The organism is Streptomyces sp. NPDC048182, from assembly GCF_043202555.1.
Classification (GTDB): domain Bacteria; phylum Actinomycetota; class Actinomycetes; order Streptomycetales; family Streptomycetaceae; genus Streptomyces.
The window spans coordinates 179,782-201,856 of the sequence record NZ_JBIDAQ010000015.1; the positions used below are offsets into that span (position 1 = coordinate 179,782).

At 72.9% G+C, this 22,075-nt stretch carries 18 protein-coding genes; 13 read left to right on the plus strand and 5 right to left on the minus strand.

Features of this window, described 5'->3' with window-relative positions:
- The first annotated feature begins 29 nt into the window (after window positions 1-29).
- The 3 genes from ACGFZL_RS26455 to ACGFZL_RS26465 all read left to right on the plus strand — a co-directional run bounded on the left by ACGFZL_RS26455 (window position 30) and on the right by ACGFZL_RS26465 (window position 3,514).
- Entirely contained in the window at window positions 30-539 is a 510-nt protein-coding gene (locus ACGFZL_RS26455) for a DUF309 domain-containing protein (protein WP_355175885.1), read from the plus strand.
- A 38-nt stretch (window positions 540-577) separates the two neighbouring features.
- The gene (gene cobF / locus ACGFZL_RS26460) at window positions 578-1,351 is read left to right on the plus strand and encodes a precorrin-6A synthase (deacetylating) (protein ID WP_393695351.1); all 774 of its coding nucleotides are present in this window, start codon (window positions 578-580) and stop codon (window positions 1,349-1,351) included.
- Between the two features lie 75 nt (window positions 1,352-1,426).
- Window positions 1,427-3,514, plus strand: a complete 2,088-nt coding sequence (locus ACGFZL_RS26465; RefSeq protein ID WP_393695353.1) for an MDR family MFS transporter — start codon at window positions 1,427-1,429, stop codon at window positions 3,512-3,514.
- A 28-nt stretch (window positions 3,515-3,542) separates the two neighbouring features.
- On the opposite strand, the gene ACGFZL_RS26470 is transcribed toward ACGFZL_RS26465, so the two are convergent.
- From ACGFZL_RS26470 to ACGFZL_RS26480, 3 genes are all read right to left on the minus strand, one after another.
- On the minus strand, window positions 3,543-4,313 hold the full coding sequence (locus ACGFZL_RS26470) for a sulfite exporter TauE/SafE family protein (protein ID WP_393695355.1): 771 nt from the start codon (window positions 4,311-4,313) through the stop codon (window positions 3,543-3,545).
- A 35-nt stretch (window positions 4,314-4,348) separates the two neighbouring features.
- Entirely contained in the window at window positions 4,349-5,860 is a 1,512-nt protein-coding gene (locus ACGFZL_RS26475; RefSeq protein ID WP_393695357.1) for a long-chain fatty acid--CoA ligase, read from the minus strand.
- Window positions 5,861-5,942: 82 nt separating this feature from the next.
- Complete coding sequence (locus tag ACGFZL_RS26480) at window positions 5,943-7,130, minus strand: thiolase family protein (protein WP_393695359.1); 1,188 nt, start codon at window positions 7,128-7,130, stop codon at window positions 5,943-5,945.
- A 131-nt stretch (window positions 7,131-7,261) separates the two neighbouring features.
- Here ACGFZL_RS26480 and ACGFZL_RS26485 point away from each other — a divergent pair, with 131 nt between their 5' ends.
- From ACGFZL_RS26485 to ACGFZL_RS26510, 6 genes are all read left to right on the plus strand, one after another.
- A complete protein-coding gene (locus tag ACGFZL_RS26485) occupies window positions 7,262-8,068 on the plus strand; it encodes an alpha/beta hydrolase (RefSeq protein ID WP_393695361.1) in 807 nt (268 codons plus the stop codon).
- 80 nt (window positions 8,069-8,148) lie between these two features.
- The gene (locus tag ACGFZL_RS26490; RefSeq protein ID WP_355175892.1) at window positions 8,149-8,481 is read left to right on the plus strand and encodes a DUF3140 domain-containing protein; all 333 of its coding nucleotides are present in this window, start codon (window positions 8,149-8,151) and stop codon (window positions 8,479-8,481) included.
- Window positions 8,478-9,134: an endonuclease gene (locus tag ACGFZL_RS26495; RefSeq protein WP_393695364.1), complete on the plus strand. Its 657-nt coding sequence runs from the start codon at window positions 8,478-8,480 to the stop codon at window positions 9,132-9,134. The genes ACGFZL_RS26490 and ACGFZL_RS26495 overlap by 4 nt, the downstream gene beginning before the upstream one ends.
- A gap of 101 nt (window positions 9,135-9,235) precedes the next feature.
- Window positions 9,236-10,048: a hypothetical protein gene (locus ACGFZL_RS26500; protein ID WP_393695366.1), complete on the plus strand. Its 813-nt coding sequence runs from the start codon at window positions 9,236-9,238 to the stop codon at window positions 10,046-10,048.
- 121 nt (window positions 10,049-10,169) lie between these two features.
- Window positions 10,170-10,706, plus strand: coding sequence for an NUDIX hydrolase family protein (locus tag ACGFZL_RS26505; protein ID WP_393695368.1), 537 nt, complete (start codon window positions 10,170-10,172; stop codon window positions 10,704-10,706).
- 78 nt (window positions 10,707-10,784) lie between these two features.
- Complete coding sequence (locus tag ACGFZL_RS26510) at window positions 10,785-11,441, plus strand: TetR family transcriptional regulator (RefSeq protein WP_355175895.1); 657 nt, start codon at window positions 10,785-10,787, stop codon at window positions 11,439-11,441.
- A gap of 10 nt (window positions 11,442-11,451) precedes the next feature.
- Here the strand turns inward: ACGFZL_RS26510 and ACGFZL_RS26515 are convergent, their stop codons facing one another.
- A complete protein-coding gene (locus tag ACGFZL_RS26515) occupies window positions 11,452-11,610 on the minus strand; it encodes a hypothetical protein (protein ID WP_393695370.1) in 159 nt (52 codons plus the stop codon).
- A gap of 533 nt (window positions 11,611-12,143) precedes the next feature.
- Between ACGFZL_RS26515 and ACGFZL_RS26520 the strand changes: the two genes are divergently transcribed.
- A complete protein-coding gene (locus tag ACGFZL_RS26520; protein ID WP_393695372.1) occupies window positions 12,144-12,899 on the plus strand; it encodes a thioesterase II family protein in 756 nt (251 codons plus the stop codon).
- A 30-nt stretch (window positions 12,900-12,929) separates the two neighbouring features.
- Entirely contained in the window at window positions 12,930-13,727 is a 798-nt protein-coding gene (locus tag ACGFZL_RS26525; protein WP_393695374.1) for a BTAD domain-containing putative transcriptional regulator, read from the plus strand.
- Between the two features lie 60 nt (window positions 13,728-13,787).
- Here ACGFZL_RS26525 and ACGFZL_RS26530 read toward each other — a convergent pair whose 3' ends face one another.
- Window positions 13,788-15,050, minus strand: coding sequence for a cytochrome P450 (locus ACGFZL_RS26530; RefSeq protein ID WP_393695377.1), 1,263 nt, complete (start codon window positions 15,048-15,050; stop codon window positions 13,788-13,790).
- A gap of 232 nt (window positions 15,051-15,282) precedes the next feature.
- Here ACGFZL_RS26530 and ACGFZL_RS26535 point away from each other — a divergent pair, with 232 nt between their 5' ends.
- The gene (locus ACGFZL_RS26535) at window positions 15,283-20,199 is read left to right on the plus strand and encodes a type I polyketide synthase (protein ID WP_393695379.1); all 4,917 of its coding nucleotides are present in this window, start codon (window positions 15,283-15,285) and stop codon (window positions 20,197-20,199) included.
- Between the two features lie 59 nt (window positions 20,200-20,258).
- Window positions 20,259-22,075, plus strand: a 1,817-nt coding sequence (locus ACGFZL_RS26540) for a type I polyketide synthase (protein ID WP_393695381.1), incomplete at its 3' end; no start/stop codon positions are given.

Here is a 22,075-nt window from a genome sequence, read left to right on the forward strand (position 1 = left end):
GCGGACAGGGACGCGCGACAATCGGGGGCATGGACGCCACACCCACCGACCAGGGCCGGGACCGCGACGCGGAGGGGCGGGCGCGCAGCGCGCGGCCCCGGGACGGGCTCGGGCGGCCGCTGCCGTACGGGGCGCCGGGCGTGGAGCGGCAGCCGGAGGGCGTCGTGCGCCGCCCGGAGGACACCGTCGCCGAGGCGCAGCGGCTGCTCGACGCGGGCAAGCCCTTCCACGCGCACGAGGTGTTCGAGGACGCCTGGAAGGCGGGGCCCGCCGAGGAGCGGGAGCTGTGGCGGGGCCTGGCCCAGCTGGCCGTCGGGCTCACGCACGCGGCGCGCGGCAACGCCAGGGGCGGTGCCCGGCTGCTGCGGCGCGGGGCCGGGGCGGTGACCGGGTGGGCCTCGGAGGACGGGGGGCGGGAGCGACCGTACGGGATCGACCTGGGCGACCTCGCGGCGTGGGCCGGGGAGCTGGCGCGGGAGGTGGAGGACGGCGGGCGGCCCGTGGACGCGGGGGCCAGGGCGCCCCGGCTGCGGGGCTGAACGACGCGGCGTCGGCGCCGTAGGGCAGACTCGGCGGGGTGCGGAAGATTCATGTCATCGGTATCGGCGCGGGCGACCCCGAGCAGCTGACCCTCCAGGCGGTCCGGGCGATGCGGGACACGGACGTGTTCTTCGTCGTGGACAAGGGCGAGACCACCGGGGAGCTGGTGGAGCTGCGCCGGGAGATGCTGCGCGCCCACCTGGCGGACGGCACCTACCGGGTGGTGGACGTGCGCGACCCCGAGCGCGACCGGCGCGCCGAGGGTGCCGCGTACGCCCCGGCCGTCGGGGACTGGCGCAGCGCCCGCGCCGGCCTCTTCGAGCGGCTGGTCGCCGACGAGCTGGGCGAGGACGGCACCGGCGCGTTCCTGGTGTGGGGCGACCCGGCGCTGTACGACAGCACGCTGGGCGTCCTGGAGGAGGTGCTGGCGCGCGGCGCCGTCGCCTTCGCGTACGACGTGATCCCGGGGGTGAGCAGCGTGTCGACGCTGGTGGCACGGCACCGCACCGGGCTGAACCGGGTCGGGCGGCCGGTGCAGATCACCACCGGGCGACGGCTCGCCGAGGGCTTCCCGGCCGACGCCGACGACGTCGTGGTGATGCTCGACGCGCAACAGGCGTTCCGGCACTACGCCGACCAGGACATCGACATCTACTGGGGTGCCTACCTGGGCACGGAGGACGAGATCCTGGTGTCCGGGCCGCTCGCCGAGGCCGGGCCGCGCATCGAGCGGCTGCGGGCCGAGGCCCGGGAGCGCAAGGGCTGGATCATGGACACGTATCTGCTGCGCCGCCGGCCGGGCGACGGCTGAGCCCCGCTCCGGCCCGGGCACCCGGCCGGACCGCCCCCGCATGCGTGCCCCGTGCACCGGTGTGATCGTGACCGTGTGACAGTCGCCGAGGAGTCGCAGCGGACCGCCGACCAGCCACCCGTGCTCGACAAGCGGCGGCGCAACGTCGTCTTCGTGACGATCATGCTGGGGATGCTGCTCGCGGCGCTCGACCAGACCATCGTGGGCACCGCCCTGCCGACCATCGTGTCCGATCTCGGCGGCGCCTCGCACATGTCGTGGGTGGTGACGTCGTACCTGCTCGCGGAGACCGTGGCGACGGTGCTGGTCGGCAAGTTCGGCGACCTGTTCGGGCGCAAGACGGTCTTCCAGGTGTCGGCGATCGTCTTCATCACCGGCTCCTTCCTGTGCGGCCTGGCCACGGACATGCCGCTGCTGATCGCCTGGCGGGCGATGCAGGGCATCGGCGCGGGCGGCCTGATGGTCACCGCCATGGCGCTGATCGCCGACGTGATCCCGCTGCGCGAGCGCGGCAAGTACCAGGGCGCGATCGGGGCGGTGTTCGGCGTCGCCACGGTAGTCGGGCCGCTGCTGGGCGGGCTGTTCACCGACCACCTGTCCTGGCGGTGGGCCTTCTACGTCAACGTGCCCATCGCGGTGATCGTCGTCATCGCCGCCGCCCGCACCATCCCGTCGGTGAAGGCGGCGACCCGGCCCTCCATCGACTACCTGGGCATCGCCCTGGTCGCGGTCGGCGCCAGCGCGCTGATCCTCGCGACGAGTTGGGGCGGCAACGAGTACGGGTGGGGCTCCCCGGTCATCCTCGGCCTGTTCGCCGGGGGCGTGATCGCGCTCGCGGCGTTCTGCTGGGCGGAGACCCGGGCGGCCGAACCGATGCTGCCGATGCGGCTGTTCAGGAACCCGGTGTTCCGGGTCTGCTCGGCGCTCAGCTTCATCGTCGGCTTCGCGATGCTCGGCGCGCTCACCTACCTGCCGACCTACCTCCAGTACGTCGACGGCGACTCCGCCACGATCTCCGGCGTGCGGACGCTGCCGATGGTGATCGGGCTGCTGATCGCCTCGGTGTTCAGCGGCACCGTGGTCAGCCGCACCGGGCGGTACCGGCTCTTCCCCATCGCGGGGACGCTGGTGATGGGCCTCGGGCTGTACCTGATGTCCCTGATGGGGCCGGACACCGGCGCGGCCCTGGAGTCGCTGTACATGTTCGTCCTCGGCACCGGGATCGGCCTGTCGATGCAGGTGCTGACCATCGCGGTGCAGAACACGGTGGACTACTCCGACCTGGGCACCGCCACCTCCGGCGTGACCTTCTTCCGTACGCTGGGCAGCTCCTTCGGCACCGCCGTGTTCGGCACGATCTACACCAACGCGCTCGGCCCCAACCTGCGCGACGGCATCGCCGCGGCGGCGCGCACCGGCACCGCGGACCCGGCGGTCATCAGCGGGGCGGCGACCAACCCGGAGGGCGTGCACCGGCTGCCCGCGCGGGCGGCGGCCCCGGTGATCGGCGCCTACGCGGACACCATCCAGACGGTGTTCCTGTGGACCGTGCCGGTCGCCGCGCTGGGCTTCGTCATCGCGCTGTTCCTCAAGCAGGTGCGGCTGCGCGACAGCGCGCGGCGCGGCTCCACCGACCTCGGCGACGGCTTCGGCTCCCCGCAGGACGCCAACCGGCAGCGGGCGGTGGAGGCCGCGGTCGGGCGGATCATCGGCAGTACGGAGCTGGACACGGCCCGGCGCATCGTCGCGGACAGCGACACCCGCCTCGACGTGGCCGGGGCGTGGGCGGTGATGCAGGTGGAGCTGTTCACCCGCCTGGTCGGCCACGCCAGCCTCGGGCTGATCGCCGCCCGCCGCCGGCTGCCGCCCGAGGTGCTGCTGCCGGTCTTCGACCGGATGGTGGACGAGGGGTTCCTGACCCGGCACGGCTCGCTGCTCTCGCACACCGAGGCCGGCGCCCGGGAGGCGCTGGTCATCGGGCGGGCCTGGGCGGCCTGGCTGGAGGACCGGGTGGAGCAGGACGTCGGCCGGCCCTCGGACGCGGAGCTGCGCGTCGCGGTGGACTCCATCGCCAAGCGGCTGCTGGTGGAGGACCTGGGCAACGGGCTGCCGGCCCGGGTGCGGCAGCCGGTGGGCAGTGCGGCCGGGAGCACGGCGGGCTGAGCGGGCGTACCGGGGGCGCCCCAGCCGCTCAGCGCAGCAGCAGTTGCAGGCCGCCGACGACGGTCGCCGCGATCACCAGCCGCTCGAAGAGCACCTGGTCGATCCACCGCACGGCCCACCGGCCGAGCAGCGCGCCCGGCACCACGAAGACCACCAGCGCGGCGTCCAGGAACAGCGACCGGCCGTCGATCAGACCGAGGCCGGCGCTGAAGGGCAGCTTGGCGACGTTGACGATCAGGAAGAAGAACGCGGAGGTGCCGAGGAAGCCCAGCTTCCGGAAGCCCGCGCTGAGCAGGTACATCGACATCACCGGGCCGCCCGCGTTGGCGACCATGGTGGTGAAGCCGCCGAGGACGCCGTAGGAGCGGGCCTTGGCGCGCCCGGAACCGGAGTCCCCGGTCTCCTCCTCGCCCTCCCGGGAGCGCCGCCGGCGCCACAGCGTCACCCCCGCCATGAACAGCAGGATCGCCCCGATCGACGTCCGCATCACCGCGTCGTCCGCCCACAGCAGGAACACCGTGCCGACCGCCACCCCGGCCCCCACCGCCGGGAACAGCCGCCACAGTGTGGGCCAGTGCGCGTGCCGCCGGTAGGTCAGGACGGCCAGCACGTCGCCGGCGATCAGCACCGGCAGCAGGATGCCGGTGGAGGCGCGGGCCGGCAGCACCGCGGCGAAGATCGCCAGGCTGACCGTGTTGGCGCCGCTGACCGCGGTCTTGGAGAAGCCGACAAGCAGGGCGGCGAGGGCGAGCGCGGCGAATCCCCAACCGCCGACGCCCCACAGTGTCATCGTGTCCATGGCGTGAACCGATGCTAGACGGGCGTCTTCGCTGCTCAGTCGGCGGTGTACCTGACCCGCAGCTCGCGCTTGAGCACCTTCATGCTCGGCCCCAGCGGCAGCGCGTCGGTGATCTCGATCCGGCGCGGGTACTTGTGCTTGCCCAGGTGCTCCTTGGACCAGGCGGCGACCTCGGCGGGGTCGAGCCGCGCGCCCTCGGCCGGCACGACCACGGCGCACACCTCCTCGCCGTGCAGCTCGTCGGGCAGGCCGATGACGGCTGCCTGGGCGATGCCGGGGTGCCGGGTCAGCACCTCCTCGACCTCGCGCGGGTAGACGTTGTAGCCGCCGCGGATCACGATGTCCTTCTTGCGGTCGACGATCCGCAGGAACCCCTCGTCGTCCTTGGTGCCCAGGTCGCCGGTGCGGAACCAGCCGTCGACCAGCGCCTCGGTTGTGGCCTCGGGGCGGCCGAGGTAGCCGGAGAAGACGTTGTGGCCCCGGACCACGACCTCGCCCAGCTCGCCGGGCGGCAGCAGCTCGATCCGGTCCTCCGCCTCGGCGCGGGCGATCTCCACGTCGACGCCCCACAGCGGGTGGCCGATGGTGCCGGGCCGGGTGCCGAACACCGGCTGGTTCACGGCCGCCGCCGGGGAGGTCTCGGACAGCCCGTACCCCTCGTGGATCTCCGCGCCGAAGGCCGCCTCGAAGCGCTCCAGGACGGCGACGGGCAGCGAGGCGCCGCCGGAGACGCACACCCGCAGGGACGGCAGCTCCCCGGCGCCGGCTGCCGCGGCGGCGAGGGCGACGAACATGGTGGGCACGCCGTGGAAGGTGTTGACCCGCTCCCGCACCATCAGCTCGATCGCCCGGGCGGCGTCGAAGCGGGGCAGCAGCACGAGGGTGGCCCCGGCGCGCCAGGTGGAGTTCAGGGAGACGGTCTGGCCGAAGGCGTGGAAGAGCGGCAGCGCGCCGAGCGCGATGTCGTCGGGGCGGATGTCGTTGGCGTCGAAGGCGTTGACGGTCGCGTTCATCACCAGGTTGAGGTGGCTGAGCACGGCGCCCTTGGGGACGCCGGTGGTGCCGCTGGTGTAGAAGACGACGGCCGGGTCGTCGGCTTCGCGGGTGACGTACGAGGGCAGCGGCTCGGCGTCCGCGGCGAGCTTGTCCAGTTCGTCGCCGAGTGCGACCAGCCGCACGCCGGCCTCCCGCGCCGCCGCAGCGCCGGTCTCGGCCTGCGCCGGGTGGCAGAGCAGCAGGGTCGCGCCGCTGTCGCGCAGCACGTGCTCGACCTCGGCCGGGGAGAGCAGCAGGTGGACGGGGACGACGACCGCGCCGGTCGCGGCGACGGCGTAGTACGCGAGGGGGAACTCGGCGGTGTTCGGCGCCATCAGGGCGACCCGGTCCCCCGGCCGGACGCCGAGCGCGGTCAGCGCCCCGGCCCGGGCGCGGGCGCGGCGCCACGTCTCGGCGAAGGTCATCCGCAGGTCGCCCTCGACCAGCGCCTCCTTGTCGGGGCGGCGCCGGGCGTTCTCGGCGAGGATGGCGGCGACGGACAGGGTGGCCATGGGGTGGTGCTCCGTTCCTTGCTTCCTTGCTGCGGCCCGAAGGCTGTTCTGCGGCGGCTCTACGATGCTGTGGACCTGTGCCTCAGGGGCGTTCGACCAGCACCGCGCTCCCTTGCCCCACCCCGACGCACATCGTGGCGAGCCCGCGCCCGGCCCCCGTGCGCCGCATGCGGTGGAGCAGGGTGGTGAGGATGCGGGCGCCCGAGCAGCCGAGGGGGTGGCCGAGGGCGATGGCGCCGCCGCTGGGGTTGACCAGCTCCGGGTCGATGCCGAGCTGGTCGACGCAGGCGAGGGCCTGGGCGGCGAACGCCTCGTTGAACTCGGCCGCCCCGAGGTCGCCGATCCGCCAGCCGGCCCGGGCGAGGACCTTGCGGGTGGCGGGGACGGGCCCGATGCCCATCACGTCGGGGTGGACGCCGGCCGAGCCGCCGGCGACGTAGCGGCCGAGCGAGGTGAGGCCGAACTCGGTCAGCGCCTCCTCGCTGACCAGGAGGAGCCCCGCGGCGCCGTCGTTCATCGGGGAGGCGTTGCCCGCGGTGACCGTGCCGCCGGCGCGGAAGACCGGCTTGAGGCGGGCCAGCTTCTCCGGCGAGGTGTCCTCGCGCACGCACTCGTCGGTGTCCACCAGGACGCCGTCGGGCCGCTCGACGGGGAGCAGCTCGGCGTCGAAGTGGCCGTTCTTGCGTGCGTCGGCGGCCAGGCGGTGGCTGCGCAGGGCGAAGGCGTCCTGCCGCTCGCGCGAGACGCCGTACCGCGCGGCGACCTCCTCGGCGGTCTCACCCATGGCGAGCAGGCCGTGCAGCTCCTTCATCGCCGGGTTGACCAGGCGCCAGCCGAGCCGGGTGTCGACGGTCTCGATGCGGTGCGGCAGCGCCTCGTCGGGGCGGGGCAGCACGAAGGGGGCGCGGCTCATGGACTCCGAGCCGCCGGCCAGGACCACGTCCGCCTCGCCGGCCGCGACGGTGCGCGCGGCGGCGGTGACGGCCTCCATGCCGGAGGCGCACAGGCGGTTGACGGTGGCGCCGGGCACGGTCTCGGGCAGGCCGGCCAGGAGCACGGCCATCCGGGCGACGTTGCGGTTGTCCTCGCCCGCCTGGTTGGCGGCGCCCCAGTAGACGTCGTCGATCCGGGCGGGGTCGAGGGCCGGCACGTCGGCCAGGACGCCCCGGATCACGGCGGCGGCGAGGTCGTCGGGCCGCACGGTGGACAGGGCGCCGCGCAGCTTGCCGATCGGGGTGCGGCGGGCTGCGGCGAAGTGGACGGGACGCACGGGGTCTCCTGACCGTCACGCTCAATTGACACTCACGCTTAATTAGCACTGCTAGTTTTGGACTGTAGACCCCGGACCGGCTCCCTGGGAAGATCCCCCCGACCGCCTTCACCGACGCCGCCGGAGGACCCGTGCCCGACACCCGCGAGCTTGCCCTGGCCGGAACCCGCGGACGGATCAGCGCGCGCGAGTGGACCACCGGACGGCCCCGGTACGTCGCCCTGCTGGTGCACGGCTACGGCGAGCACGTCGGCCGCTACGAGGGCCTCGCCGGCGCCCTGACCGCGCACGGCGCGGCGGTGTACGGCCCCGACCACGCCGGGCACGGCCGCTCCGAGGGCGAGCGGGCGCTGGTCGAGGACTTCGAGGACCTGGTCACCGACGTGCACGCCGTCGCCGGACTGACCCGGGCCGCGCACCCCGGGCTGCCGGTGGTCATGGTCGGGCACTCGATGGGCGGCCTGATCGCCGCCCGCCACGCCCAGCGGTACGCCGGTGAACTGAGCGCCCTCGTGCTGTCGGGACCGGTGATCGGCGACTGGGCGCTGCCGCGCCGGCTGCTCGCACTGGAGGCGATCCCCGACACACCGATCAGCCCGGCCGCCCTCTCCCGTGACCCGGCGGTCGGCGCGGCGTACGCGGCGGACCCGCTGGTGTGGCACGGCCCGATGAAGCGGCCCACCCTGGAGTCCTTCGTCCGCACCCTGGACGCCGTCGCGCGCGGCGGCGACCTGGGCCGGCTCCCGCTGCTGTGGCTGCACGGCGACGACGACCGCCTTGTGCCGCTCGCCGGCAGCCGGCCCGGCGTGCAGCGGCTCGGCGGCGTCCGCACCGAGCGGGTGTATCCCGGCGCCCGGCACGAGGTCTTCCTGGAGACGAACCGCGCCGAGGTGCTCGCCGACCTCACCGCCTTCCTGGACGGCGCACTCGCCGGCTGACCGCCCGGGGCGGGTGTTTGCCCAGCTGGGGCACGGGCACCCGCGCCCCGTCCGAGCAGCACCGAAGATGGAGCGACCTCATGGCCGACGCCCTCGAACTCGACGCGCTGTGGGAGGACTTCCACCGCGTGGTGAACATGACCTCCGCGGAGCTGGCCGCCTGGCTGCGGGTCCGGGACGCCGAGGAGCAGGTGGAGCCGCTGCCCGACGAGGCCGGCTCGCCCACCGGGCAGCACGTCCTCGCCATCCTCCAGAAGCGCCGCACCGACCTGACCGACGACGACCTGCGCGTGATGCGCCGGGTGGTGGACACGGTGACCTCGCAGGCCGATCCGGAGAACGAGCCGGAGGCCCGGGACGAGCGGCTGCGGCACCGGCTGATGACCCTCGGCCACGACACCCTGAAGCCGTGACCGCGGACCGCGACGCACGCGTCCTCGAGGAGCTCGTCGGCGAGCACGGGCGGACGTACGCCGAGGAGGCGGGCATCACGCTCAAGGACACCCCGCAGCCGCTGTACCGGCTGCTGGTCCTCGCCCACCTGCTCAGCGCCCGCATCAGCAGCTCGATCGCCGTGGCCGCCGCCCGCGAGCTGTCCGACGCCGGACTGCGCGACCCGCACAGGATGGCCGACGCCACTTGGCAGCAGCGGGTGGACGCCCTCGGCCGGGGCGGCTACCGGCGCTACGACGAGCGCACCGCCACCCAGCTCGGCGACGGCGCCGAGCTGCTGACCGAGCGCTGGGGCGGCGACCTGCGCCGGCTGCGCGAGGAGGCCGACGGGGACCTCGCGCGGCTGCGGGAGCTGTTGCAGGAGTTCCCCGGCATGGGGCCCGCCGGCGCGGACATCTTCCTGCGCGAGGCGCAGGCCGTGTGGACCGAGGCGGCGCCCTACCTGGACCGCAAGGCCCTCCAGGGCGCGGAGCGCCTGGACCTGCCGCAGGACCCGGACAAACTCCTGAAGCTCGCGGGGAAGGCGGAACCGGCGGTGCTGGCCGCCGCGCTGGTGCGGGCGGCGCTGGAGAAGGAGGTACGGGAGGACACCGTGGAGAAGGCGGAGTCGTAGGGGCTTTCCCCGTGTCACCCGGTCGGCCCGCCGCGGCTGGTGGCGCCGGTGTGGCGGTGGTGCGCTGGGGACACCGTGTCCCGTCCCAGGAGGCCCCCGCGATGAGCCGTCGCCCGTCCCGCCCCGTCCGCCTCGCGGCCACCGCCCTCACGGCGGGCGCCCTGCTGGCCACCGCCGCCTGCGCGGACGACGACGGCGGCACGACCGCCGCACAGGCCGTCGCCCAGCCCACCGGCACCGTCTCCGCCAGCCCCTCGCCCGGCGCGCTCACCGCGTCCGGCGCGAAGGCCGCGCTGCTCACCGAGGGCGACCTGGAGGGCGACTGGAACAAGGTCTCCGACCCCGGTTCCTGGCGCGACAGCCTGCTCGTCGGCAAGGTCGACGTCGCCGACTTCCTCACCGCCGACGCGAACGCCCAGGACTGCCAGCGGCTGATGGACGGGCTGTACGGCGACGACCTGCTCGGCAAGCCGTCCGGCGCCTCCGCGCTCGCCGGGTTCTCGATGGGCGACTCCCGCCTCCTGGAGCAGGTCGCGGCGTACGACCGTTCCTCGCTGGACGACTCCCTGAAGTGGCTCGCCTCGCTGCCCCAGAAGTGCGACCAGTTCACCGCGACCGACTCCGCCGGCGGCAAGCGCACCGTCCAGGTCACCGAGGCATCGCTGCCGAAGTCGGGCGACGCCCGCCAGGGCCTGCACGTCGTCGTGCAGGGCACCAGCAACGGCACGCCGGCCACCCTGACCCTGGACGTCGCCGCGGTCCGGGTCGGCACCGACGCGGTCCTCGTCACCGGCGGCGGCCTGGACGGCGGCCAGACCGACTCGGTGACGGCGGGCGCCAGGACGGGCACCGACCGGCTGAAGACCGTGCTGTCCGGCAAGACCCCGTCGTCGGAGCCGGGCGGCGTGAACTGAGCGGCGCGGGCGCCCCTCCCGCGCCGAGCGGAGGTGGACCGACGGGGGCGTGGCCGCCCTCACACCACCGAGTTCGGAGCGGCTCGCCCCGAGCCGCGGAGGCTGAAAGTATGATCAAGCGATGTCTGACATGACCGATACCACGCCCGGCTGGCTCACCACCGACGAACTGGAATCGGCGCGCGCCCGCATGCCGATCCTGTACGTGGAGGCGGTCCCCGTGCGTGTCGACGACAGCGGCGATGTCACCAGCGTGGGCCTCCTCCTGCGGATCGGTCCCGACGGGACGGTCAGCCGGACGCTGGTCTCCGGGCGGGTGCTGCACCACGAGCGGGTCCGCGACGCCCTGCTGCGGCACCTGGAGAAGGACCTCGGCCCGGTGGCGCTGCCCCGGGTGCCGTCCTCGCTCCAGCCGTTCACGGTGGCCGAGTACTTCCCCACCCAGGGCGTCACGCCGTACCACGACCCCCGGCAGCACGCGGTGTCGCTGGCCTACGTGGTCCCGGTGACCGGCGACTGCCGGCCCCGGCAGGACGCGCTCGACCTGGTCTGGTTCAGCCCCGAGGAGGCGCTGTCCGCCGCGGTGCAGAGCGAGATGCCGGGCGGGCACGGGGTGCTGCTGAAGCAGGCGCTGGCGCACGTCGGCTGGGTGGCCTGACGGCGCCGGAGGCTTCCGCGAAGGTGGCAGCGGCTGCCAGTAGGCAGTCGTTGCCACCAGGTCTGTCATGATGGACGCATGACCGCGGTCGACACGCGCGAACCCGGCCTGCGGGAACGCAAGAAACAGCTCACCCGGGACGCGCTGATCCGCTCGGCGATCGCCCTGTTCACGGAGCGGGGCTACGAGCGGACGACGGTGGACGAGATCGTCGCCGCCGTCGACGTCTCGCAGCGCACCTTCTTCCGCTACTTCGCGGGCAAGGAGGACGTCGCCCTCGCCCCGCTGACGGAGATCGACGAGCGCCTGCTCGACCAGCTGGCCGCGCGGCCCGCCGCGGAGAGCCCGCTCCAGGCGCTGCGGGCCGCGCTGCGGGAGACCTGGGCGCAGACCCGGGAGCGGTCCGAGGCGCTCGGCCAGGTCTCCGCGCTCGCCCGCATCCTGCGCATCGTGGAGACCGCGCCCGGGCTGAGCGCCGCCCACGCCCAGCGGACCATGGCCTTCGAGGACCGCCTGGGCCGCGAGATCGCCCGCCGCGAGGGCCTGGACTACGAGGCGGACGCGCGCCCCCGGCTGCTCGTGGCCCTCTTCACCGCGGTGACCCGGGTGGCCGCGCGCCGCTGGGGCCTGGAGGAGGACGCCGACCTCGACGCGGTCGCCCGCACCCTGGAGGACCACTTCGACCTGCTGCGCCCCACCCTCGAAGGCCCCTGGACACCCCGCGCGGCGGGCTGACCCGGGCGGGTCAGTCCCGCGCCGCCCCGTGGGCCGCCCGCCACGCCGCCATCGAGGCGTCCCGCTCCTCCCCCGACAGCGCCGTCAGCGACGCCGGGAAGAGTCCGTCCTCCTCGCCCCGCCAGTGCGCGGCGAGCTCTCGGGCCATCCGCTCGACGAGCGCGGTCACCGCCAAAGCACCCCTCGAGAACCACCGGAACGGGCGCTCGCACGGACCGCACGATTCACGCCATCGTCGGAGTCGACCCCCACTCGTCAAGAAGACGTGAGCACTGCGACAAGAACGCGTATGACCTCGGCACTCCATCCCGCTGCCGCGCCCGCGATCGCCCGACATCCGGCCGACTCACATTCTTGGGGCATTTATCAGTTCTTCTGCCGCCAAGACGCCACACCCTCACATGCGACAGAGCAGGCGGAATGTCTTATTCCGGCCGGGTACCACATGAGAGCCGGTTGCCCTGGGAAAGAGAACCTTGCATCATCGATGCGTAAGCCAATGATCTTCCCCGAACGCCCAAAGGTGCGCAATTCCTCTTCAAGGGAAAGCCGGCCTCTCGGCTTTTGCGCACGCTCTGGCAATTCTTGCACGGCAGGTCGCCCCGCCGGCCACGCCGTACACCAAAGGTGGTCGACGACGACCACACGGCCCAGAACTGCCGGTGAAGGGAATGACTCTTGCCCCCACCCTCCCTCCCCGCCTTGTCAGACCTATGGATACGGCGCTTCCGGCCTCGCCCGGAAGCCCGGATCCGGCTCCTCTGCTTCCCCCACGCGGGCGGATCCGCCCCCTACTTCGCCCCTCTGGCCCGGTCCCCCGGGCTGCCCGCCGAGGTCGAGGTCCTGGCCGTGCAGTACCCAGGGCGTCAGGAGCGGCGAAAAGAACGGCTCGTCGACAGCCTTCCCGAACTCGCCGACCACGTCTCCTCCGTGCTGGACCCGTTCGCCGACCGGCCCCTCGTCTTCTTCGGCCACAGCATGGGAGCGGCCCTCGCCTTCGAGGTGGCGCAGCGCCTCGCCGGGCGGTCGGACAACGTGCCGCGCTGGCTGTTCGTGTCGGGGCGCCGCGCGCCGTCCCGATTCCGGCCCGGCACGAACCACCTGCTCAGTGATGCCGGGATCGCCGACGAGCTGCGTCGGGCCGGCGGCACCGAACCGGTCTTCCTGGACGATCCGGAGCTGCTGGCGGAGATCATCCCCGTCGTCCGGAACGACTACCGCGCGATAGAGACGTACCGATGGGTACCCGCTCCGCCCTTGGGGTGCCCGATCACCGCGCTGGTCGGCGACCGGGATCCGCAGACGACGCTGGACGAGGCGGCCGCCTGGCGGCAGCACACCAGCGCGCCGTTCGACCTCAAGTCCTTCTCCGGCGGCCATTTCTACCTGAACGCCCATCAGCAGGGCGTGGTGGAGGTGGTCTCAGCGGCTCTCCGGGACGTCGCGCGGCAAGCGTGAACACAAGTAAAAACAAAAGGGGGAAAAGCAGTGAGGTACGAGTTGTTGGGACCGCTCCGCGTCGTGGAGGGATCCCATTGCCTGTCCACCAGCACGCGCAAGGTCGAGATGGTCCTGTCCGTCCTCCTCATCCGCGCCGATCAGGTGGTCTCGCTGGACCAGCTGATGACGGAGATCTGGGGCGAGGACCTGCCGCGGCGCGCCACCGCCGCACTCCATGTGTACATCTCGCAGCTACGCAAGTTCCTCAAGGTTCCCCGGTCGGTCCACAGTCCCATCGAAACCCGTGCGCCGGGGTATGTCCTGCACAAGGGCGACGACGACATCGACTCGCAGGAATTCCCTCGCCTGGTCGACGAGGGACGGGCATTCCTCAGGGAGCAGCAGTACCACGAGGCCGTGCTCCGCTTCGAGCGGGCGCTCGCGCTGTGGCGCGGCCCGGTTCTCGGCTACGGCGGCAAGGGAACGGCCGCCAACGGGCCGATCATCGAGGGGTTCTCGACCTGGTTGGCCGAGACCCGGCTGGAGTGTCAGGAGATGCTGGCCGAGTGCCGGCTCCAGCTGGGGCGCCACCGGGAGGCCGTGGGCATGCTGTACGCCCTCATCGCCGAGAACCCGATGCGCGAGGCCTTCTACCGCCAGCTCATGCTGGCGCTGTACCGGTCCGAGCGGCAGGCGGACGCGCTGAAGGTCTACCAGTCGGTGCGCAGGACGCTCAAGGACGAACTGGGCCTGGAGCCCGGACGCCCGCTGCAGGATCTGCAGCGGGCGATACTCGCCGGGGACAAGGACCTGATGGTTCCGCCCCTCGTCCTGTCGGGCCGCTGACGGCAGCTCCGCACACCGGCGGGGCCTCCTCCTCGGTGTGCGGAGCCGTGCGAACGCGGGTCAGAACGCGCAGTGCAGCTTCTTGATGCCCTCGATGAAGCTGGAGTGCAAGCGGCGCGGCTCGCCCTCGGCGCGGATCTGCGGGAGCGCGGCGAGCAGTTCGCGGTAGAGCACGGTGATCTCCATACGGGCCAGGTGGGCGCCGAGGCAGATGTGCGGGCCCACCGCGCCGAAGGTGACGTGGGCGTTCGACTGGCGGGTGATGTCGAACCGGTACGGGTCGGGGAAGACGTCCTCGTCCCGGTTGCCGGACCAGTAGAAGAGGAAGACCCGGTCGCCCTTGCGAAACCGGTGGCCGTTCATGTCGCAGTCGCGGGTGGCGACGCGGCGCATCCAGTTGATGGGCGTGCAGACGCGGAGGATCTCCTCGACGGCGTCCTTCGCGTACGTGTCGAAGTCCCCGAGCAGCAACTGCTTCTGCTCGGGGTGCTCGGTGAGCAGGACCAGGGCGTGGGCGATGGCGTTGCGGGTGGTCTCCATGCCGGCGATGACCAGCAGGATGAAGAACGAGACGAGTTCCTGCCGCGTCAACTGCTCACCGTCCGCCCGCACCTGGACGAGCTTGGTGATGAGGTCGTCGCGCGGGTGGGCGAGCCGGTCCCGCCGCAGGCCCGCGATGTAGTCACCGAGTTCCTGCGACGCCTCGATCACCGCCCGCGCGGAGTCCGCCCGGTCGGGGACGTAGTCCGGATCGAGGGGGCCGACGATCGTGTTCGACCGGTCGAAGAGGAAGTCGTGGTCCTCCTCGGGGATGCCCATCATGTCGCTGAGCACGGCGATCGGCATCTCCGCGGCCACCGGCCGGATGAAGTCGCCCGGCCCGCGCGCGACGAGCTCGCGGATGATGCGCCGGGCCGTCCGGGTCGCCACTGCCTCGAACTCCGGCACCATGTCGCGGCCGAAGGAGCGCGAGACGATGCGCCGGAGCCGGGAGTGCTCCGGGTTGTCCATGTTGATCATCGAGCCGTAGTACTCGTCGAGTTCGGGCGGCAGGCCGACGATGGTGGTCGCGCCCGCCGAGGAGAAGTCCTGCGGGCGGCGGCTCACCTCGGCGATGTCCGCGTACGTGACCAGCGCGGAGTAGCCGAATGCCGCGGGCACGCCCGGCATGCGCTGCTGGATGAACGGCGGGTGCCCCAGCCGGCGCAACTCCTCGAACAGGGCTCTGCGTTCCTCGTGCGGCCGTGCCCAGAACGACGGGTCTACCAGGTCGGGGAACCCGGCGGTGGCGGACGCGTTCGCTGCCGTTTCCGTGGTCGACACGATGCCTCGATTCGCCTGGTCCGGAGGCGAACGACCCTGACAGGCAGGGCTTAAGCATCCCTAAACGACAATTTCCCGTCCTCGCTGCCGTCCCCACTGCCGTCCCTGCTGCAGATGAGTATTAGGAGGACTTTAGCGGCGTCGACAATGGTGCAGCTCGGTGGGACCTCGCCTGCCCAGTGCTGAGCCCGGGGTCCGCCTGTTCTCGCGGAGAGGGGCGGTTGTCACCGGGATGGCGCACACCGAGCACACCGAAGAGAAGCTTCTTGCCTACCTGAAGCGCGTCACTGCGGACCTGCGTCAGGCCGAACACCGGCTGCAGGAGCTCGAGTCGGCGGACCACGAGCCGATCGCGGTCATCGGCATGGCGTGCCGCCTGCCGGGCGGTGTCCGATCCCCCGCGGAGTTCTGGGATCTGGTCTCCCGGGGCCGCGACGCCGTCGCCCCGCTGCCCAGCGACCGCAACTGGGACCTCGACGCCCTCTACGATCCCGACCCCGAGAGCACCGGCACCAGTTACGTCCGCGAGGGCGGATTCGTCTACGACGTCGGTGAGTTCGACGCCACGTTCTTCGGCATCGGCCCCAGCGAGGCCCTCGCGATGGCCCCGCAGCAGCGGCTCGCCCTGGAGACCGCGTGGGAGGCCGTCGAGCGCGCGGGCATCGACCCGCGCTCGCTGCGGGCCAGCGCCACCAGCACCTTCATCGGCTGCGACGGACTCGACTACGCGCTCGGTGCCTTCGAGGTCCCCGAGGGCAGCAGCGGGTACTTCACCATCGGCAACTCCGCCAGCGTCACCTCCGGCCGCGTCGCCTACACCCTGGGCCTGGAGGGTGCCGCGGTGACGATGGACACGGCGTGCTCGTCGTCCCTGGTCTCCCTCCATCTGGCGGCGCGTTCGCTGCGCACGCGGGAGAGCACCCTGGCCCTGGCCGGAGGTTCGTACGTGATGTCCTCCCCCGCCCCGCTGATCGGCTTCAGCGAGCTGCGCGGCCTGGCGCCCGACGGCCGGTGCAAACCGTTCTCGGCGAGCAGCGACGGCATGGGCATGGCCGAGGGCACGGGCGTCGTGCTCCTGGAGCGGCTCTCCGACGCGCGCCGCAACGGGCGCAGGATCCTCGCGGTGATCCGGGGTTCGGCCGTCAACCAGGACGGCGCGAGCAACGGGCTGACCGCCCCTCACGGGCCGTCGCAGGAGAAGGTCATCCGGGCGGCGCTCGCCGATGCGCGCCTGTCCGCCGCGGACGTCGACGCCGTGGAGGCGCACGGCACCGGCACCACGCTCGGCGACCCGATCGAGGCCGGCGCTCTCAGCTCCGCCTACGGGCAGGACCGGCCCGAGGACCCTCCGCTGTGGGTCGGGTCCGTGAAGTCCAACATCGGGCACACCCAGATCGCCGCCGGTGTGGCCGGAGTCATCAAGATGGTGCTCGCCCTCCAGCACGAGCTGCTGCCCGCGACCTTGCACATCGACGCCCCGTCTCCCCACGTGGAGTGGGACGGCAGTGGGCTACGGCTGCTCACCGAGCCGGTGAAGTGGCCGCGCGGCGCGCATCCGCGTCGTGCGGGGGTGTCCTCGTTCGGATTCTCCGGCACGAACGCGCATCTGATCCTGGAGGAGGCGCCGGCGCCGGAGGCTTCGGCAGAGCCGCCCGAGGCGCCCGAGCCGGCGGACGGCGGGGTGTTGCCGTGGGTGGTCTCCGGGCGGTCCGAGGAGGCGTTGCGGCAGCAGGCTCGGCGGTTGGGTGACTTCGTGTCCGGAGAGGTCTCTCCGACCGAGGTGGCTTGGTCGCTCGTCAGTACGCGGTCGGTGTTCGAGCACCGGGCGGTGGTGGTGGGGCGGGGGCCTGAGGAGCTGACTGCGGGGCTGGAGGCGCTGGCTTCGGGTGAGGCTTCGGCCGACGTGGTGTCGGGGGTGGCGGGGTCGGTGGGGCCGGGTCCGGTGCTGGTGTTTCCGGGGCAGGGCTCGCAGTGGGTGGGGATGGGTGCGCGGCTGTTGGAGGAGTCGCCGGTGTTCGCCGCCCGGATCACGGAGTGCGAGCGGGCGTTGTCGGCGTATGTGGACTGGTCACTGACGGGTGTGCTGCGCGGGGACGGTGGTGAGCTGTCCCGGGTGGAGGTCGTGCAGCCGGTGCTGTGGGCCGTGATGGTCTCGCTCGCCGCCGTCTGGGAGCACTACGGCGTCAAGCCCGCCGCCGTCATCGGCCACTCGCAGGGGGAGATGGCCGCCGCCTGCGTCGCCGGAGCCCTGTCGCTGGAGGACGCGGCGCGGGTGGTCGCCGTGCGCAGCGAGGCTCTGCGCCGGCTCCAGGGGCACGGGGACATGGCCTCCCTCGGCACCGGTGCCGAACAGGCCGAGGAACTGATCGCCGGGCGGTCGGGGGTGGTGGTGGCGGCGGTGAACGGGCCCGCCTCCACCGTGATCTCGGGACCGCCCGCAGAAGTCGCCGCCGTGGTCGCCGAGGCCGAGTCCCTCGGGCTTCGGGCCCGGGTCATCGACGTCGGCTACGCCTCCCACGGCCCGCAGATCGACGACATCCACGACCTGCTGACCGAGCGACTGAAGGGCATCGAGCCTGCCGCCACGGAGGTGGCGTTCTACTCCACGGTCACCGCCGAGCGTCTGACCGACACGACCGGTCTGGACGCCGAGTACTGGGTGACCAACCTGCGCCGGCAGGTCCGCTTCGCCGACACCGTCCAAACCCTCCTCGCCGACGGCTACCGCCTGTTCATCGAGGCCAGCCCCCACCCCGTCCTCACCCTCGGCATCGAGGAGACCATCGAGCAGGCCGACGTCTCCGCCACCGTCGTCCCCACCCTGCGCCGCGACCACGGCGACACCACCCAGCTCACCCGAGCCGCCGCCCACGCCTTCACCGCCGGCGCCGACATCGACTGGCACCGCTGGTTCCCCACCGAACCCACCACCCCCCGCACCGTCGACCTCCCCACCTACGCCTTCCAACGCCGCCGCTACTGGCTGAAGCAGGCGGCTGCCTCCGCGACCGACAATGACGAGTCCACCGCGGCCGAAGCGCGGCTGTGGCGGGCGATCGAGGATCTCGACCTCGGGCTCCTCTCCGAGACGCTGAGTTCGGAGGACGGCAGCGAGCAGGCGGTCAGGGCGTTGCAGCCCGCACTGCCCGTGCTGTCCGGTTGGCGGCGCCGGCATCGGGAGCAGGCGACCATCGACTCCTGGCGCTATCGCGTCGCCTGGCAGCACCTCGACGACGCGGCGGCCCCCGAACTGGCCGGAGAGTGGCTGCTGTTCATCCCCGAGGGCCAGGCCGAACACCCCGCCGTGCGGCTCACCGCCGAGGCGCTGGAGGCGCACGGCGCGACCGTCCGACTGCATCCGGCCGAGGCGGGCCGGGTGCGGCGTGAGTCACTGGCCGCGGTGGAGACGGCCGGGCTCGCCGGGATCGTGAATCTGCTGGCCCTGGACGAGGAGCCGCACCCCGACCACCCGGCCGTGCCCGCCGGACTCGCCGCCACCACCGTCCTTGTCCAGGCCCTCGGCGACAACGGCACCACCGCGCCCCTGCACACCGTCACTCAGGGCGCCGTCTCCACCAGCGCCGCCGATCCACTCGCCCACCCGCTCCAGGCCCACGTGTGGGGTCTGGGTCGGGTAGCGGCCCTGGAACACCCCCGTCTCTGGGCCGGGCTCATCGATCTGCCCACCCGGATCGACCAGCACACGCTCACCCGGCTCGCCGCAGGTCTGAGCCCGCAGGACGAGGACCAGATCGCGGTCCGGCCCACCGGCACCCACGTCCGCCGGTTCACCCACGCCCCCGCCACCCGGGCCCCGGAGACGCGCTGGCGGCCCGAGGGCACCACCCTCGTCACCGGCGGCACTGGCGGCATCGGCGCCGTCCTGGCCCGCTGGCTCGCCCGTCAAGGCGCCCCCCGTCTCCTCCTCACCAGCCGTCGCGGTCCCGACGCCCCCGGCGCCCGGGAACTCGAGGCAGAGCTGACGCGGCTCGGCACGGCCGTCACGATCAGCGCCTGCGACGCCGGCGACCCCGGCCGACTCCGGCGGCTCCTCGAAGGCATCCCGCCCGAGCATCCGCTCACCGCCGTCATCCACGCCGCGGGGACGACCGACCTGACCTCGATCAACGACCTGACGCCGGCTCGCCTGCACGAGGTCCTCGCCGCCAAGGCGTACGCGGCCTGGAACCTGCATCAGCTGACCCGGGAGTGCGACCTCTCGGCCTTCGTGCTCTTCTCCTCGGGCGCCGGGGTCTGGGGCAGCGGCCAGCAGGGCGCGTACGGCGCGGCCAACCACTTCCTCGACGCCCTCGCCGAGCACCGCCGCTCCCAGGGCCTCACCGCCACCTCCATCGCCTGGGGGCCCTGGGCCGAGGCCGGGATGTCCGCGGACCAGGAGTCGCTCAGCTACTTCAAGCGGTTCGGTCTGCACCCGCTCCTCCCGGACCTGTGCGTCAAGGCCCTGCACCAGGCCCTCGACACGGGCGAGGCCACCCTGACCGTGGCCAACTTCGACTGGGCGCGGTTCACCCCGACGTTCACCACGCAGCGCCCCAGCCCGTTCCTCGACGGCATCCCGGAGAACCGGCGCGAGGCGGAGCAGACGGGTTCGACGGCGGAGACCAGCGCGTTCCGCGCGCAGCTCGCGAAGACTCCCGTGCCACAGCGGCACAGCTTCCTCGTCCAGCACATACGGACGCACGCGGCTGCCACGCTCGGCCGTGCGGTGGAGGACATCTCGGCCGCCCAGCCGTTCAAGGACCTCGGTTTCGACTCGCTGACCGCGGTCCAGCTGCGCAACCAGCTCAACGGCACGACCGGTCTCACGCTGCCTCCGACGGTGATCTTCGACCATCCCACGCCCGAGGCCCTCGCCACGCATCTGCGCGGGCAGCTCGGTGACGAGGGCACGGCCGTCGGCGAGGGCGACGTCCTCTCGGCGCTCGACAAGTGGGACGCGGCGTACGACACGGACGAGGTGGACGAGGCCGCCCGCCGGCGGATCGTGGGCCGGCTGCGGGTCCTGATCTCCAAGTGGGACCCGGCGAAGGCCGGCTCCGAGGGCGGCGAGTCCGCGCACGGCGACCTCGAGTCCGCGAGCGCGGACGACATCTTCGACCTCATCTCCACCGAGTTCGGCAAGTCCTGACGCACCGTCCCCTCCGCCAAGACCTCGATCACCATCAAGCACCAAGGAGCCTGGGTCAGATGTCGAACGAGGAGAAGCTTCTCGATCACCTCAAGTGGGTCACCGCGGAGCTGCGCGAGGCCCGCCAACGGCTCCATGACAAGGAGACCGCCGAGCCGGTCGCCATCATCGGCATGGCCTGCCGCTTCCCCGGCGGCACCCGGTCCGCCGAGGACCTCTGGCAGCTCGTGCGGGACCGGGGCGACGCCGTCGCGGCGTTCCCTGACGACCGGGGCTGGGACCTGGACGCCCTCTACCACCCCGATCCCGAGCATCCGGGCACCAGTTACGTGCGGGACGGCGCCTTCCTGTACGACGCGGGCGACTTCGACGCCGAGTTCTTCGGCATCAGCCCGCGCGAGGCCGTGGCGATGGACCCGCAGCAGCGCCTGCTCCTGGAGACCGCCTGGGAGGCGATCGAGCACTCGGGCCTGAGCCCCGCGTCCCTGCAGGGCAGCGACACCGGCGTCTTCACCGGGGTGAGCGCCCACGACTACCTGACGCTGATCAGTCAGACCGCCAGCGAGGTCGAGGGGTACATCGGCACCGGCAACCTCGGCAGCGTCGTATCGGGCCGCATCTCCTACACCCTGGGCCTGGAGGGCCCGGCGGTGACGGTCGACACCGCGTGCTCCTCCTCTCTGGTCGCCATCCACCTGGCGGCCAACGCGCTGCGGCAGGGCGAGTGCTCACTCGCGCTCGCCGGTGGCTCCACCGTCATGGCCACACCAGGTTCGTTCACGGAGTTCTCGCGCCAGCGCGGGCTCGCGCCCGACGGCCGGTGCAAGCCGTTCGCAGCCGCCGCGGACGGCACCGGCTGGGGCGAGGGAGCCGGTGTGGTGGCTCTGGAGCTGCTCTCCGAGGCGCGCCGCCGCGGTCATCGGGTCCTCGCGGTGGTCCGCGGGTCGGCCGTCAACCAGGACGGCACCAGCAACGGCCTCGCCGCCCCCAACGGCCCCTCTCAGGAGCGGGTCATCCGCGCCGCGCTCGCGAACGCGCGCCTGTCCGCCGAGGACGTCGACGTGGTGGAGGCGCACGGCACCGGCACCACGCTGGGCGACCCCATCGAGGCGGGCGCGCTGCTCGCCACCTACGGGCAGGGGCGGCCCGCGGACCGGCCGTTGTGGCTCGGCTCGGTCAAGTCCAACATCGGTCACACCCAGGCCGCCGCCGGGGTCGCCGGGGTCATCAAGATGGTCATGGCCATCCGCAACTGCCTCATGCCGGCCTCCCTGCACATCGATGCGCCGTCGCCGCACGTCCAGTGGGACCGGGGCGGCGTACGGCTGCTCTACCAGCCGGTCGAGTGGCCGGCGGAGCGTACGCGCCGGGCGGGGGTCTCCGCGTTCGGCATCTCGGGCACGAACGCGCACGTGATCCTGGAGCAGGCGCCCGAGGCGCAGGAGGAGGCGGAGGGGGCGGAGCAGACCGCGCCGGAGCCCTCGAACTCGGTGGTGCCCTGGGTGGTCACGGCCCGTGGCGAGGAGGCGCTGCGCGAACAGGTGCGCCGTCTCGCCGCGTGCGTCGACGGGGGCCTGGATGCGTCGGCCGTGGAGGTGGGCCGTTCGCTCATCACCACGCGGTCGGTGTTCGAGCACCGGGCCGTGGTCGTCGGCCGGGACCTGGCCGAGGCCGTGGCCGGGTTGCGGGCCTTGTCATCGGGCCAGGCTTCGGCCGATGTGGTGTCGGGGGTGGCGGGCTCGGTGGGGCCGGGTCCGGTGCTGGTGTTTCCGGGGCAGGGTTCGCAGTGGGTGGGGATGGGTGCGCGGCTGCTGGAGGAGTCGCCGGTGTTCGCCGCCCGGATCGCCGAGTGCGAGCGGGCCCTGTCGCCGTATGT

What these genes read in the sequence shown, in the direction of transcription:
- ACGFZL_RS26455 (WP_355175885.1), top strand. Translation starts at nt 30, where the DNA reads ATGGACGCCACACCCACCGACCAGGGCCGGGACCGCGACGCGGAGGGG.
- ACGFZL_RS26470 (WP_393695355.1), bottom strand. Translation starts at nt 4,313, where the DNA reads ATGGACACGATGACACTGTGGGGCGTCGGCGGTTGGGGATTCGCCGCG.
- ACGFZL_RS26475 (WP_393695357.1), bottom strand. Translation starts at nt 5,860, where the DNA reads ATGGCCACCCTGTCCGTCGCCGCCATCCTCGCCGAGAACGCCCGGCGC.
- ACGFZL_RS26490 (WP_355175892.1), top strand. Translation starts at nt 8,149, where the DNA reads ATGGCCGACGCCCTCGAACTCGACGCGCTGTGGGAGGACTTCCACCGC.
- ACGFZL_RS26500 (WP_393695366.1), top strand. Translation starts at nt 9,236, where the DNA reads ATGAGCCGTCGCCCGTCCCGCCCCGTCCGCCTCGCGGCCACCGCCCTC.
- ACGFZL_RS26505 (WP_393695368.1), top strand. Translation starts at nt 10,170, where the DNA reads ATGTCTGACATGACCGATACCACGCCCGGCTGGCTCACCACCGACGAA.
- ACGFZL_RS26510 (WP_355175895.1), top strand. Translation starts at nt 10,785, where the DNA reads ATGACCGCGGTCGACACGCGCGAACCCGGCCTGCGGGAACGCAAGAAA.
- ACGFZL_RS26535 (WP_393695379.1), top strand. Translation starts at nt 15,283, where the DNA reads ATGGCGCACACCGAGCACACCGAAGAGAAGCTTCTTGCCTACCTGAAG.